We start from the raw sequence: 14,875 nt of genomic DNA on the forward strand, positions 1-14,875 counted from the left end.
TTATTTATTTGAAAAAATCGGTAAATTCCAATGGTAACGCAATGCCAACATTCGCAATGAGAAACTAACAAATATTGCAATAATTGATATCCAGTCGCTTGTCAACCAGTCAAATGAAGTGCCCAGTACCACTATCATAGCACCTAACAAGGCGGCTGATGCATAAATTTCCTTTTCTAATACTACGGGGACTCTGTTTAATAAAATATCACGCAAAATACCGCCGCCAACGGCTGTAACAATGCCTAAAATGATGGCCACTTCTGCGTTATGGCCAAAAGCAAGTGCCTTTCGTGCTCCCGTAACGGCAAATAGCGCCAATCCGGCCGCATCGAACAATATCACCGGTCTGTTTATTTTTTTTACAATCGGATACAACCAGATTGTCATTATTGCTGCGACCATTGCCGTGGAAAGGTACAACCAGTTTGTTATTCCTTCAGGCGGAATTGCACCGATACAAAGGTCTCGGGTAATCCCTCCACCACAAGCAACCGTAAAGGCAACGGCACAGATTCCAAATAAGTCAAGCCCACGTTCTCTTGCGGCTGTGGCTCCACTTATAGCAAAAGCAAATGTGCCTGCCAGATCAAGGAAATAATAAAAGGTATGTAGTTCTTCCATTTTCCATATGTCATTTAATTCCTTTTGTTCAAGCCATGTTGTTGCGGTAGTGATCAATCCTCATTGGTTTGGAATCGAAAGACTAAATTACGAAATTTTTATCGATCATGTCAATATTTTCCAAAAACTAATTAACGGCCTCCCAACTTTCCTTACTAACTTTGTATCGATCAATTCTAAAACACTTTTTCATCATGGACAGAAAAACATATTTTTATTTATTCGTGATAATATTGCTTTTTTCCACATGTGTAAACCGACGATATGTTTCAGAAACCGGGAGTTCGGATAATCTTTTTTCCAATAAAGAAATAACAGTTGGAGAACAGGATAGGGGAAAATATATTGTAAGTACGTCTCAAATAGTTGATCCGGTAGGAAGTTCAATCACCTTCCCCGGAAGTTCGGTTGATGTAGCTTCAAGTCCTGATGATAATTTACTGGCTATAAAAAATAGCTCGGGTGTTGTTATTATAGACCGAAAAACGCGTAAAATATTGCAAACACTGAAGTATCCTCGTGGGGGAAGTTCTTTTTATGGGATAGAATGGATTTCAAATCAAAAAATATGGGTGACGGACAACAGAGGATATCTTCGTTCTGCAGTAATGGATAAAAATGGAGAATTTACCTGGAAGGAAGCAATAAACTTACCCGGTTTTGACAAGGAAAGTTCTTATCCCGGAGGCATTGCAATAAATAATGAAACTTTATATGTAACGTTGAACAGAAATAATTCGATCGGTATTATCGACCTTAAAACAAATACATTGATTGAGCAGATTCCCGTGGGAGTTGCTCCTTATGCAATCTCGATAAAAAATAATAAAGCGTATGTGACCAATTGGGGAGGACGTGTCCCAAAGGCAGTGGATTTTACACACAAGAGTTCAGGAAGTCCCGTGGTGATAGACGATAAAACGGGAGTTGCTTCTTCCGGGACAGTATCTGTGATATCATTGGATGAAAATACGGTGATCAAAGAAATCAACGTATACCTTCATCCGTGTGCAATGGCCTTCTCTCCTGATAGTTCATTGTTATATGTAGCCAATTCAAATAGCGATTTGATATCAGTAATAAATACAAAATCAGATGAAGTAATTGAAACTATAAGTTGTAAGCCAGTTCCAAAATTACCATTCGGGAGTACTCCCAATGATATAATTACTTCTCCGGATGGTAAAACGCTTTATGTGGCCAATGGAGGGGATAACCTTATATGTGTGATTGATTTGGTTAATAAAAATATAAAAGGATTAATACCGACGGGTTGGTATCCCAGTGGAATTGAAATTTCAAAAGACGGAAGGGTATTATCTGTCGTGAATATGAAAGGTGTCGGCAGCAGACAAAAAGGTGTAAGAGAACATGGTTTTAACACCCACGATCGCACCAGTTCAGTTACTTTTGTTCCTGTTCCCAACTCAGCTGCCCTGGACTCATATACCAAAAAAGCATCTGAAAATATGAATTTACCTGAAGTGTATCAAAGGATTGCTTCTACCGGTCAGGGCATAAAAATGGTGCCAATTCCCACCGAACCGAATGAAAAGTCGGTTTTTAAACATGTCGTCTATATTATAAAAGAAAACAGAACATACGATCAGGTTTTCGGAGACATTCAAAAAGGGAATGGAGATAGCACACTGTGTATGTTTGGCGAATATATCACGCCAAATCACCACAAATTGGCAGATGAGTTTGTTTTACTGGACAATACTTATTGTAACGGTGTTTTAAGTGCAGAAGGACATCAATGGACGAGTCAGGGATATGTGACTGATTATTTGGAAAGGGCTTTTCCAAACTTCATCCGTAGCTATCCATGGAATGGTGACGACCCTTTGGTATATTCTCCAAAAGGTTTTATTTGGGATTATGTGTTAAATGCAGGGTTGTCTTTCAGAACTTATGGGGAGTTTGTCAGGGACAGCATAATCCCGGGTGATGCCACGTGGACAGATATTTATGAAGATTACTTAAGTAAGCAAAACAGGATAAAAATTCTTGCAATACCTACAATCCATACACTTCGAGGCAATTATTGTCCTACATATACTGGTTCACCAAGAACAATCAACGACCAGTATAAAGCCGATCAGTTTATTAAAGAACTCAATGATTTTGAGAAAACGAACGCGTTCCCGAATTTAATGATGTTATCCTTGCCAAATAACCATACTTCCGGTACACAAGAGGGATTTCCTACTCCGAGTGCCATGGTCGCCGACAATGATCTTGCATTGGGCCGGATTGTGGAAGCCATCAGTAAAAGTAAATTCTGGAGTGAGACCGTGATTTTCGTCATAGAAGATGATCCTCAAAACGGTTTGGACCATGTGGACGGGCATCGTACAGTTGCCTTTTGCATTAGTCCTTATACGAAAAGGCAGAAAGTAGTGAGTACGCATTATAATCAAAATAGCATATTACGCTCTATTCAATTAATATTTGGTCTTCCTCCCATGACTCAGTTTGATCTCTTTGCTTTACCAATGAATGATTGTTTTACAGATGTGCCTGATTTCACTGCTTACGAGCATTTACCCAATAATGTACCACTTGATGAAATGAATCCCCGTTTGGCTGATATATCCGGTGAACAACTAAATTGGGCAAAAAAATCAATGGCATTAAATTTGTCATTAAATGATGACCTGAATGTGGAAGAAGAAATCACTTTAAATAAAGTCCTTTGGCATTCAGTAAAAGGTTATGACAGACCTTATCCTGAATTGAATAAATAAAATCCAGGCTATTTTCAGCCTGTTGAAAACGATACCGACAGGTGTACCGGAAAGAACGTTGTGAAGCCAGGAATCCTGAAGTATAAAGTATGGAAGTAATTTTTGGCGAGTTACCATGATTTACGGTTCAGGTGCGACTTGCTGATGCATAGATTAGCAGCTATCAGGTCAATCAGGTGATCGCTGTGCTTCATCTCCCTGTAAATCGTACCCATTACTGTTTTTCCGGGCAGGTTCTGTCCGGGAAGAATTTTTACAAATGTACATACAAGCATCAATTTGGAGGTTAATAAAGATAACAAACCTGTTATCACCATAAATACTGATACATTTTTGATTATACCAAGGAGCCCCAATGATTTAAAATAGAAGATTTTATTTAATTTGTTTGTTGATTTGCAATATTTTTGTATGGAATTATTATAAAATAGCGATAAAAAATAACATTTTGCGATATTATTTGTCGATTTAATTTGATTCTCTTATTTTTGCAGCTTCAATTGAAAGAATATGGCAACCGTAACGGAGAAAATAAAGATATTGTGCGCCGACAGGAATATGTCGGTGGAGGAGCTGGCGGCAGGGGCGGGGATCACTGTGGAACAGGTGAGACGCATCTGTGAGAGCGACAGGATTCCTTCCTTGGCATCACTGATTAAAATTGCACGAGCACTGGGTGTGCGACTGGGCACTTTCCTCGATGACAGCGAGGAGGCAGGGCCGGTGTTGAACCGCAGGAACGAAACACAAGGGGCGGTGACCTTCACCAGCCACCAGACCAGCAGTAACTCCCACATGGACTTTATTTCGCTGGCGGCAAGCAAAGCGGGACGAAACATGGAGCCTTTTCTCATTTACATTCAGCCGGGTAATGGCAACGAATGTTGTTCAACACATGAAGGGGAGGAGTTTCTTTTTGTGCTGGAAGGTTCTATCCGGGTACAGTACGGCAGTGAGCAGTACATTCTGCAGCAGGGAGACAGCATCTATTACGATTCCATTGTGAATCATCTGGTCACGGCAAACGACACAACCGGAGCCAAAATTCTCGCAGTGGTCTATTCTCCGGCATAATGTGTAAAATCAATTTTCTGTACTTCAAAAATTTATACTGATCTTTTTATTTCAAATGAAATACGAATCTGATACTGCGCTTTCCGACAGAACACTGGGCGATTGGCTGGAATACTGGGCCAAAGAAACGCCTGAAAAGGAATATATTGTTTATTCGGACCGTGACCTTCGCTTCACCTGGAGGAAATTCAACGAACGGGTGGATCATATGGCAAAGGGACTTATTGCCATTGGCGTGACACGGGGTACCCACGTGGGCATCTGGGCTCAGAACGTGCCGGACTGGCTTACCTTCCTTTATGCGACGGCCAAAATTGGGGCAGTGGCGGTGACGGTAAACACAAGCTATCGCACTGAGGAGCTGCGATATCTGATGCAGAACTCGGATATGCACACGCTTTGCATGACAGACGGGGTGCCGGGAAGCAACTATACCGATATCATTTATAAACTGGTACCGGAGCTGAAAACGACACAACGTGGCAAGCTGAAATCCGATCTTTTCCCGGAACTGAAGAATGTGGTTTACATCGGACAGGAGAAATACCGGGGGATGTACAACACGGCAGAGATCCTGTTGTTGGGAAAGAACGTGCCGGACAACGAGTTCAAAAGGTTGCGGTCGCTCACCGACTGTCACGACGTGGTAAACATGCAATACACATCAGGAACAACCGGTTTTCCTAAAGGAGTGATGCTCACCCACTACAACATTGCCAACAATGGCTACCTCACGGGCCTGCATATGCAATTCACGCCGGAAGATAAATGTTGCATTTGTGTGCCGTTGTTTCACTGCTTCGGTGTCGTCCTTGCCACGATGTGCTGTCTTACTCATGGCAGCACCCAGGTGATGGTGGAGCGGTTCGATCCGCTGGTCACGCTTGCTTCTGTACATAAGGAACGGTGTACCGTGCTGCACGGCGTGCCCACCATGTTTATTGCCCAGTTGAATCATCCGATGTTCAGCATGTTCGATATGCACTCACTGCGTACCGGCATTATGGCGGGTGCACTTTGTCCCGAAGAACTGATGCGACAGGTCAACGAGAAGATGTTCATGGACCTGACCAGTGTATACGGTATGACGGAGACATCGCCGGGAATGACGCAAACTCGTGTGGATGACCCGTTTTTAGTACGTTGTACCACAGTGGGACGGGAATATGAATTTACCGAGGTGAAGGTGCTTGATCCTGAAACCGGAAAAGAATGTCCTGTAGGAGTTGCGGGAGAAATATGTTGCCGGGGGTACAACGTGATGAAGGGTTACTACAAGAATCCGGAAGCCACAGCGCAGGTGATCGATGCTAACGGCTTCATGCATTCGGGCGACCTTGGCGTGAAGGATGAACATGGCAACTACCGTATTACGGGACGAATCAAGGATATGATTATCAGGGGAGGAGAGAACATTTCCCCGAAAGAGGTGGAGGATTATCTTTACCGCATGCCCGGAATAAGGGATGTACAGGTGGTGGCGGTGGCCTCGGAACGATATGGGGAGGATGTGGGTGCCTTCATCATTCAGAAGGAGGGTTTCAACCTCACTACAGAGGATGTGCGCGACTACTGTAAGGGGCATATCGCCAAATATAAGATTCCCCGTTACGTCTTCTTCGTGGATGGTTTTCCACTGACAGGTAGCGGCAAGATTCAAAAGTTTCGCCTGCGAGAGATGGCACTGGAACTGTGCGAAAATCAAGGCATAGAGATCAGGTGAGAATATCATGGTGCGACGATGTTACCCTGATCAAGGATGGACAAATTAAGCTTGTAAGTTCATTAAGCAAAACGGATATCGGTTTTTCGTTGTTTATTTTTTCTTCTTATAATGCAGTTGTGTCAAGCCCGTTTCAAAAGCTTTTACTGAAATCAATTCAAGTATTTGCTCTGGTCTTCCATCTTTAAAAAGCCTGGTTCCATCACCTAATAAAACAGGTATAACCGAAATTATAAACTCGTCTATTAAATCCTGTTTCAATAGTTCATCTATTACTTCCGCTCCACCGTCGCAATAAATATTTTTACCTTTTTCTGATTTTAATCGTTTTACCAATTCGGAGATGTTTCCCGTATGGAAAATTGTTCTACCAGCTTGTGGTCTTTCAGTTCTTGTTATGACATAAACATCTCGTTGTCCGTTGTCGTAATGAGATGGGCCGATTTCTCTAAGCACGTGATCATAGGTTTTCCTTCCAACAATTAATGTGTCAATTGTGTTTGTAAATTCAGCATAACCATAATCTTCCCCTTCCTTTTCTACGAGTTTTAAAAAACTAAGATCGTCATTCGGTTTTGCAATATAGCCATCCAGACTGGTTGCAATGAAAAGTGATATTTTTCGCATTTGTTTTATTTTTAATGTTTCTGCAAATTTACCTTTGAATAGTCACTTCCTCTTTGTAAGAATGCGACGAATTAGAGTATTGAAGGTGAAAGTTCCGTGTTTCGCTTAGTTTCATTGGTCTTTTTCTACGTTCAGCATAGTCAAAACAAGCTTTGCCTCTAAATTCATTTATCGAAAAATTTCAAATGTATCTCATATGAAACTCGCTTCGCTGGGAGTCACAAAACCAATGAAAAATATTGAATTCAAATTGTGCTGTCATCAACGGTGACAATCTTACCATGATCAAGGAATTCGAAGTGAAAAGCGAATCAATATAGTATACATAAAGGAATAAACCATGTAATTTTAATATCATGCCACAGAAAAAATAATTGGTGAGATTAGGGAAGAGCTGGAGAGTTCAGGGACAAGTACAATTAAAAATGGTTACAGGAGAGACTCGACAAACACATATGACAATCCTTAATCGTATATATTTTGAATAGTGCGTTTGGAGCCTTATCTTTGGGCGACCAAATGAAATTTACATGACACAAGCTCCTACATGCATTAAATGCCGAAGCACCGTGACTTATTCCGACGGTTCCCTGTTTCACTGTACGGAATGTTTTCACGAATGGACACCGGAAGATATGGAAGCCGCCACAGAATCGGTAAAAGTATTGGATAGTAATGGGAACGAACTTTTTGACGGGGATGATGTAACCGTGATAAAAGATTTGAGAGTGAAAGGCTCATCCATGGTCGTGAAACGCGGTACACGCGCACGCGGTATCAGACTCTCAAGCGATGACCCCACGCACGTTCAGGTGCGGATTGAGGGACAAACCCTATTTCTTATGACAGACTTTCTAAAGAAATAAAGAGACCGGATTTCTGACTATAAGTCAAAATCAGTAAAAAAGGAACCCTGATGTGGAGTTCCCTTTTTGGTGGAGAATATCGGAGTCGAACCGATGACCTTTTGACTGCCAGTCAAACGCTCTAGCCAGCTGAGCTAATCCCCCGTGATTTTCGTGGTGCAAAGATAGAGATTTTGTTTATATTTGCAATAAAAACAGAACAGAAAACTAAAAATTGTCCCATATGATTGTTTTCAACACCACTTTTCATGTGGAAAAAGAAATACAGGAAGATTTTGTAGAATACATGTTGCAGTACTTTATCCCGATGAGCACAAAAAGCGGACTGCTTATGTCGCCACGGCTGGCGCGTGTATTCGGAAAGGAAGAGGACGAGGGACACTCCTACGCGATGGAATTTATCGCAGCTGATATTGTGACACTGGAACGCTGGAATGCCGATGAGAGTCAGGCGATTTATGCACCGCTACTGGAGAAATTTAAGGAGAAACTGATCGGTTTTTCTACCATCATGCAGACAATAGAGTACTGATGCAGAAAGAACGAATTATCATGGGGATTGACCCGGGCACACAGGTGATGGGCTACGGTATTCTCCGTGTGTTGGATAACAAACCTTCGCTGATGGCTATGGGGGTGATGCAACTGGGAAAGTATGGTGATCATTACCTGAAGCTGGCCAGAATATATGCACGCGTGATTGGCCTGATTGAGGAATTTCTCCCCGATGAGCTAGCCATAGAAGCGCCTTTCTTTGGTAAGAATGTACAGAGCATGCTCAAGCTGGGGCGTGCACAGGGGGTAGCCATGGCCGCAGCCATTTCGCGCGATATACCTATATTTGAATATGCACCGCTGAAAATAAAGATGGCCATCACGGGTAACGGCAGGGCAGCCAAGGAACAGGTGGCATACATGTTGCAGAAGATTCTGCATATTCCCGACGAGAACATGCTGCCCCAGCTGGATGCTTCGGACGGACTGGCGGCGGCATTATGCCATTTCTATCAATCGGGCCTCACTACCGGTGATGTGAAATATAAAGACTGGAAAGATTTTGCCAACCGGCATCAGGATAAAGTGAGGAAATAAAAAAAAAATCCTTTTTCTTGCGATTTACCCCCGATCTTTTTTAACTTTGCCCTATGAATGAAATGATTTCGCACATAGAATTTCTGCTGCATGAGCACAACTGCGTGATCATTCCCGGCTTTGGCGGCTTCGTGGTCAATACGATACCTTCCCGCAGAGATGGTATCGCAACATTTCACGCGCCTGCATGCGAGCTGGTGTTCAATCGTGACCTCACACACAACGATGGTCTCCTGGCGCAGTCATACATGAAAAGCGAACAGTTGATGTTTGATGCAGCCATGCTACGCATCGAAAAAGGGGTAGAGGAGTTGAAACACCAGTTACAGGAAATGCATCATGTAGATATGGGTAAGCTGGGCACATTCACCCGGGGCGATGAGGATCGATTCACCTATGTACCGGCCGATTTTGTACGACCTGCCCTGTTCGGACTGACCAGGGCTTCGCTCAGGCCACTCCTGCAGATGCAGACAGACACAGCGACCGTGAAGCAGACTCAACCAGGGAAGAGAACATATGCCCGGGGTGTTAGTGTGGCAGCTGCTGTGGCCATCCTGCTACTCTTGATTCTTCTCCCGGTGAGCGACACCCACAACGGTCATCAACTGGCCAAAATGATCACAGAAACATCGCTGTTCGGTAACAAGCCGGCAGAGATACGCGTCAGTGAAAGGGATGTAACGAATAGCCAGACAATCGCCGGGCCGGACGTTTTGCCGACACAACCGGCTACGGAGACTGCAACGGGTGCTGTTACTCCGGATGCATCCCGACAGGTATCCGTTGCCGTCCCCCGTTTTTACGTGGTGATGGGTGTTTACGAGTTGCCCGATGTAGCACAAAAGATGATGGAAACACTTGCGAATGAAGGATTTACACAGGCTGGCAGCCTGAAACGTTCGGGACGTATCGATGTATTTGCCGCATCTTTTACCGACGAAACTGAAGCTGCTGCCTTTTTAAGGGAAGTACACAAAAAATATCCATCGCATGCCGATGCATGGATTCTAAAAAGAAAATAATATGTCACTGAAATGCAATATCGTCACAGGATTTTTACTCTACTGGGCGTATGAGTTATACCGGTACAGGAAGAGAGTGGTGCCGCCCATGGACAGGTTCCGTTTCCCCGATTTCTAATTTCATTATTTTAACCCTGAGAACAACAGATAGTTGACCAGGTTCACATTGACACCATGCTCTTACAATTGAAGAGCATCGGAGCAATTTTTGTACTTTTAAAAATTTATATCATGTATAAAAGGTCTGTACTACTTTATGCGGTTATATTTATTCTTAACTATACCATTCTGGCGGCAAATATAAAACAGAAGCCCGCGGAAGAAAAACCTAACATTCTCTTTATTCTGGTCGATGATCTCGGTTATGGCGATGTGGGCATCCTTTATCAAAGTCAAAGAAAGAAACAAAACCTGCCCCATATGTTAACGCCATCCATTGATAAGATGGCGGCACAGGGGGCTATTCTTTCAAACTCCTATTGTAATGCCCCCGTCAGTGTTTCTTCCCGTTCGTCTTTGTTAAGCGGCGTGACACAAGGTCATTCTATAGTGCGTGACAATCAGTTTGACAGAGAACTTGAGGACAACTACAATATGGCAAACACATTGAAAAATGTCGGCTATGCCACTGTGGCAATTGGCAAATGGGGCCTTCAGGGAAAAGTGAGAACCGACACTGGCTGGCCGGCACATCCTTTAAAAAGAGGTTTTGACTATTATTATGGTTATATTCGCCACAGCGACGGCCACGAGCATTATCCCAAGGAAGGATTATATCGCAAAAGTAAAGAGGTGTATGAGAACAATACGGTGGTGACTGATGATCTTGATAAATGTTATACCGGAGATTTATTTACGGCCAAGGCAAAACAATGGATCATAGACCATAACAAAACACAAAAAAACAAGCCCTTCTTTATGTATCTTGCCTATGATACGCCCCATGCTGTCATAGAGCTGCCCACGCAGGCCTATCCAAAAGGAAGCGGTTTAAAAGGCGGACTCCGGTGGTTGGGAGAAAAGGGCCATATGATCAACACGGCATCGGGGGACATTGATTCGTGGATATCTACGAGTTTTGTAAATAAAACATACGATGACGATGGCAACCCAATGACACCAGAAAAACCATGGCCGGATGTGTATAAAAGATACGCAACCGTAGTGGAAAGGCTGGATGCCCAAGTAGGTGATATATTGCAGCTTTTGAAAGACCTTGGTATTGACAGAAATACTTTAATTGTATTTACTTCCGACAATGGGCCTTCACAGGAGTCTTATTTAAAAGAAAATTATTCACCGGAATTTTTCAGAGGCTATGGCCCATTTGATGGAATTAAAAGAGATGTGTGGGAAGGGGGGGTAAGAGTACCTACCTTTGTGCAATGGACCGGAAAAATAAAGAGGGGTATCACTGTTGATACACCATCCATGTCATCGAATTGGCTTGCCACCTTTCTGGCTGCAGCAGGTCACAAAGCTCCAGTCAGGTCGGATGGCGTTTCTTTGCTGCCCTCACTTTTAAAGACTGGCAAACAACAACCTTCCACAGTGTATATTGAATATTTTAATGATGGCAAAACTCCCGACTATAGCGATTTTGAAACCTATCGCAGAAGGAAAACGCGTGGACAGATGCAGATGTTAAGGTTGGGGAATTATCTTGGGGTACGGTATGATATAAAAGATCACTCCGATGATTTCGAAATTTTTGATGTGTCTAAAGATGCCAAGGAAACGAAAAATCTGGCACCATCAATGCCTCGGTTGCAACAACAAATGAAAGACCGGGTATTGCAATTGCGAATGCCGGATGAGGGAGCAGAAAGGCCATACGACAAAGAATTTGTACCTTCATTAAAAGAAGTTGTCAATGAAAAAGGTATCATATGGAAAGAATATGCAGGAGAGTACTTGTGGGTTCCTCAAACATATGATCTTACCCCTTCGGACATGGGGCAGAAGCCAGTAAATAATGAATTTAATATCAGGAATTCAAAAAAAGGCGTAATCACTTATGAAGGAACTATTAAAGTGGCTGCAGACGACGAGTACTCATTTTACCTAACCACAAACGGAAAGGCCTTTTTAAAAATTCATGATGCGTCCGTAATTGATGCGGATTACAACTATCAGGCGGGTTCGGAGAGAATTGGAAAAATTAAGTTGAAAGCGGGATTACATCCTTTCAAACTGACAGTTTTGAAAAATTCGCAAAATCTGCAACTCTCCCTAGACTGGAGCAGCGACAACTTTTCGAAGAGGGCTTTGACAGACGAAAATTTTTATTAAGAAGTCCGGCCTCCTTTGCTGCTTCCCTTATGTTCATTGCGGCGGGGTTGTTCATCGCGGCGGGATGACTTGCCATTAAATACATTGAAGCGATATACAAAGTGAACAATGAAATAGCTCGTTAGGGTATTGGTCGTAGTGTCACGAATAAAATTGGATGAAACATTCCTGCGAATATTGCTTCGTTGTTGTAAAATATCATATACCTTCACCCGGATAAGACCGTTTTTTTGTTTCAATATCTGTTTTTCAATGGAGGCATTCCAGAGGGTTTCATTCTGTTTAAAGCCATCTGAGTAACCTGAGTTGGTAGAGTAGCGGATGTCGCTCTGAAAGCTTATGTCGAACGGAAGATAAATGGTAGTGTAGGCCGAGCTCCCGTAATTGAAATATTCCCTGTCCTGCTGTCCTTCCATACTGTTGTTTACCTTGTTGTAGGAAATGTTGCCCCTGACTGAAAACTGGAACTTTGACGAGTTATAATTGAAACTCAGGTTTTCAGAAAGGTTGGTCTGCCTGCTGATGTTCTCCTCATTGTTGGAAAAGCCGTTGTTGACTCTGTAGCTGGCATAGGAGGAGCTTGAGAAAGTGAATTTTTTGGTGAAAAGCGGTTGTGAAACGATTAAACGGAGGTCTCCGTTCCAATTGCCCTTCACATTCCTGAAAGTATTCTCCTTTCGCCCCGTCTCGGGATCGGTAAAACGGGAGGTGACAATTGCATTCAGCGTATAATTGAAACTGCCGATAATCATCTGAAAACGGTTCTCCTGTGGTTTAGAGTTATGGTAGCGGGCACTCATGCGATGCATAAACTCAGGCTTGAGATCGGGATTTCCGTAGGTGATGTTCAGCGGATTGCTTACATCCACAACAGGCGAAATCTGATTCACGGTGGGTTGATCGGTGCTCCCCGTGTAGGTGAAGCGTAAGTTCCTCTGCCGCGACCAATAGTAGTTGAATTGCGCATTGGGGGAATAGTTGGTTACATTTTGTGAAATATCACTGATGAGCGAATCACCGACATAGGTTTTTCTTTTTGAAGAGGTCGGATAGACACTGAAGCCCACGTTGTAATTGTATTTTTCACTTCGCGACCGGAAACTGATCCCGGCATCCTGGTTCACAGAATTGTTGTCGTTCAACTTGCTGTACTTTTTATCAAAGACGGTGTAGTTCCCTTCCTCATCACGGGTGCGTGTGTCTTTGTCCGATTTGGATGCCCCCTGCCGGTAGTTATAGGAAAGCTGAAGGAAATTTCGTTTTCCCAGCGGCTCCACATACGAAAAGTTACCGCTCAGGTTCGATCCGCTGTTGGTGTTGGTAATACGCTGGTTGAGCAGATCGTCGACACGCTTTCCGGTATAGTAAGTGTTGGAAATGTTCGTTGCTTTGTTCTCCGAATTATTGGAGCGGATATTGAACCCCACATTGATGCTTCGGCCGCGTTTCCCAAGACGACGGTGGAGGTTAAGGTTGCCGCTGACATTATTCCCGTTTCCGTGCGAATTGTAGTCGGCATTTCCGTAATTGACTGTATCACCCGCAACGCGCGTTGTGGAGAACAGATCAGTCTCTATGTCTTCGCTGCTGCTGAAGCCGAGGGTAGGACGGAAAACGAGTGTGGTCATGGAGTCGGGCTTCCACTCTAGACGTACATCCATGTTCAGACTTTCATCAAGGCTGTGAGAACGGTTGTCCTGATCCTCATAGGTGTCACCCTTACTCAACAGGTTCTGGGTGTATACCTTCGAGAGTGATTCTGACCGGTTGTTGCCGTAACGGATGTTACCACCCACCTCCAGTTTTTCCGATACCTCCTTGCTGAAGTTGAAACCGCTGTTGGCTGCCGTGTTGATGCCGTTTCCGCCACCACTCCTTGTTCTTCCGCTACTGCGTCCGTTTGCTGATCCCAGGTCGGAGACACCGGCATTATTGGTGTTGTTGATACCACCCGTGAAGGTCATCTGCTCATCGTTGCGCATGCGATTGACCAGGGCATTCAGTTCGTAGCGCTCCTGACTGCCGTATCCGGCAAAGGCATTGCCGAAGGTCCCCTTCTTCATGTCGGGACGGACGGTGAGATTGATAATCATCTCTTCCTCTCCGTCATCGAAACCGGTCATTTTTTCCATTTCCGACTTATTGTCGATGATCTGCAGTTTCTCGACCATCCTGGCAGGCAGGTTTTTGGAGGCAATCTTTGGATCATCGCTGAAGAACTCCTTGCCATCGACAAATATCTTTTTTATTTCCTTCCCCTGTACTTTGATAACGCCATTCTGATCGATCTCCACACCGGTCATCTGCTTCAGTAGATCTTCAACCACAGCCATCCCTGTTACCTTATAGGTGGAGGCGTTGTACTCCACCGTGTCGCCCCGGACCTGAATTTCAGCTGCTGTTGCAGTGATCACCGCTTCATCGAGCAAGATGGTTTGTTCCTGCAAGGCAATGGTGTCGAGACGCACTGTCGGTTGAGAGGAGGAGAGCGTGAACTCCAGAAAGTAGGGGGTGTAACCCACAAAAGAGACTTGGGCAATGTAATTGCCATGTCTTACTGGAATCAGAAAAGTTCCTTCTCCTGTGGAAGAGGCACCGGTGACAAGTACGCTGTCCTCAGGGGTGAGTATGCGAATGGTGGCTGCAGGAACCACTTCCCCGGTATTCTTATCGATAATCTTTCCTGAGATGGTTCCCATGGTGGTTTGCGCCTGAATAGATGTTATCAGGGGCAGTAGCAGCAAAAGGAAAAATGTCTTCTTCATTAGTTTATTGAAAAAAGTTGAAAATGAACTACACACC

General features: G+C 43.8%; 12 protein-coding genes and 1 tRNA gene. 8 read left to right on the forward strand and 5 right to left on the reverse strand.

Annotated features, from left to right (window positions below; all coding sequences use genetic code 11):
• A complete protein-coding gene (locus tag AC1HCU_RS04005; RefSeq protein WP_480369377.1) occupies positions 1-624 on the reverse strand; it encodes a trimeric intracellular cation channel family protein in 624 nt (207 codons plus the stop codon).
• 194 nt (positions 625-818) lie between these two features.
• Between AC1HCU_RS04005 and AC1HCU_RS04010 the strand changes: the two genes are divergently transcribed.
• Positions 819-3,374, forward strand: coding sequence for a bifunctional YncE family protein/alkaline phosphatase family protein (locus tag AC1HCU_RS04010; protein ID WP_480369380.1), 2,556 nt, complete (start codon positions 819-821; stop codon positions 3,372-3,374).
• Positions 3,375-3,484: 110 nt separating this feature from the next.
• On the opposite strand, the gene AC1HCU_RS04015 is transcribed toward AC1HCU_RS04010, so the two are convergent.
• Entirely contained in the window at positions 3,485-3,649 is a 165-nt protein-coding gene (locus tag AC1HCU_RS04015) for a hypothetical protein (RefSeq protein WP_480369382.1), read from the reverse strand.
• A gap of 235 nt (positions 3,650-3,884) precedes the next feature.
• Here AC1HCU_RS04015 and AC1HCU_RS04020 point away from each other — a divergent pair, with 235 nt between their 5' ends.
• Both AC1HCU_RS04020 and AC1HCU_RS04025 read left to right on the forward strand, forming a co-directional pair.
• Positions 3,885-4,448 (forward strand): helix-turn-helix domain-containing protein, encoded by a 564-nt coding sequence (locus AC1HCU_RS04020; RefSeq protein ID WP_480369385.1) that lies wholly within the window; start codon positions 3,885-3,887, stop codon positions 4,446-4,448.
• A 55-nt stretch (positions 4,449-4,503) separates the two neighbouring features.
• Positions 4,504-6,171 (forward strand): AMP-binding protein, encoded by a 1,668-nt coding sequence (locus AC1HCU_RS04025; protein WP_480369387.1) that lies wholly within the window; start codon positions 4,504-4,506, stop codon positions 6,169-6,171.
• A gap of 93 nt (positions 6,172-6,264) precedes the next feature.
• On the opposite strand, the gene AC1HCU_RS04030 is transcribed toward AC1HCU_RS04025, so the two are convergent.
• Positions 6,265-6,798, reverse strand: coding sequence for a dihydrofolate reductase family protein (locus AC1HCU_RS04030; protein ID WP_321722007.1), 534 nt, complete (start codon positions 6,796-6,798; stop codon positions 6,265-6,267).
• Between the two features lie 530 nt (positions 6,799-7,328).
• Between AC1HCU_RS04030 and AC1HCU_RS04035 the strand changes: the two genes are divergently transcribed.
• Positions 7,329-7,664, forward strand: a complete 336-nt coding sequence (locus AC1HCU_RS04035) for a zinc ribbon domain-containing protein YjdM (RefSeq protein ID WP_480369390.1) — start codon at positions 7,329-7,331, stop codon at positions 7,662-7,664.
• Positions 7,665-7,731: 67 nt separating this feature from the next.
• Here AC1HCU_RS04035 and AC1HCU_RS04040 read toward each other — a convergent pair.
• Positions 7,732-7,808, reverse strand: a tRNA-Ala gene (locus AC1HCU_RS04040).
• Between the two features lie 79 nt (positions 7,809-7,887).
• Here AC1HCU_RS04040 and AC1HCU_RS04045 point away from each other — a divergent pair.
• From AC1HCU_RS04045 to AC1HCU_RS04060, 4 genes are all read left to right on the forward strand, one after another.
• Positions 7,888-8,196, forward strand: coding sequence for a DUF4286 family protein (locus AC1HCU_RS04045; RefSeq protein ID WP_480369393.1), 309 nt, complete (start codon positions 7,888-7,890; stop codon positions 8,194-8,196).
• Entirely contained in the window at positions 8,196-8,756 is a 561-nt protein-coding gene (gene ruvC, locus AC1HCU_RS04050; protein WP_480369396.1) for a crossover junction endodeoxyribonuclease RuvC, read from the forward strand. The genes AC1HCU_RS04045 and ruvC overlap by 1 nt, the downstream gene beginning before the upstream one ends.
• 53 nt (positions 8,757-8,809) lie before the next feature.
• Positions 8,810-9,781 (forward strand): HU domain-containing protein, encoded by a 972-nt coding sequence (locus tag AC1HCU_RS04055; protein WP_480369398.1) that lies wholly within the window; start codon positions 8,810-8,812, stop codon positions 9,779-9,781.
• A gap of 231 nt (positions 9,782-10,012) precedes the next feature.
• Positions 10,013-12,073: a sulfatase-like hydrolase/transferase gene (locus AC1HCU_RS04060; RefSeq protein WP_480369401.1), complete on the forward strand. Its 2,061-nt coding sequence runs from the start codon at positions 10,013-10,015 to the stop codon at positions 12,071-12,073.
• On the opposite strand, the gene AC1HCU_RS04065 is transcribed toward AC1HCU_RS04060, so the two are convergent.
• Positions 12,070-14,838 (reverse strand): TonB-dependent receptor, encoded by a 2,769-nt coding sequence (locus AC1HCU_RS04065; RefSeq protein WP_480369403.1) that lies wholly within the window; start codon positions 14,836-14,838, stop codon positions 12,070-12,072. The two genes, AC1HCU_RS04060 and AC1HCU_RS04065, sit on opposite strands and share 4 nt — an antisense overlap.
• Positions 14,839-14,875 lie beyond the last annotated feature (37 nt).

It is taken from the genome of Proteiniphilum sp. LBM24028, assembly GCF_056629195.1.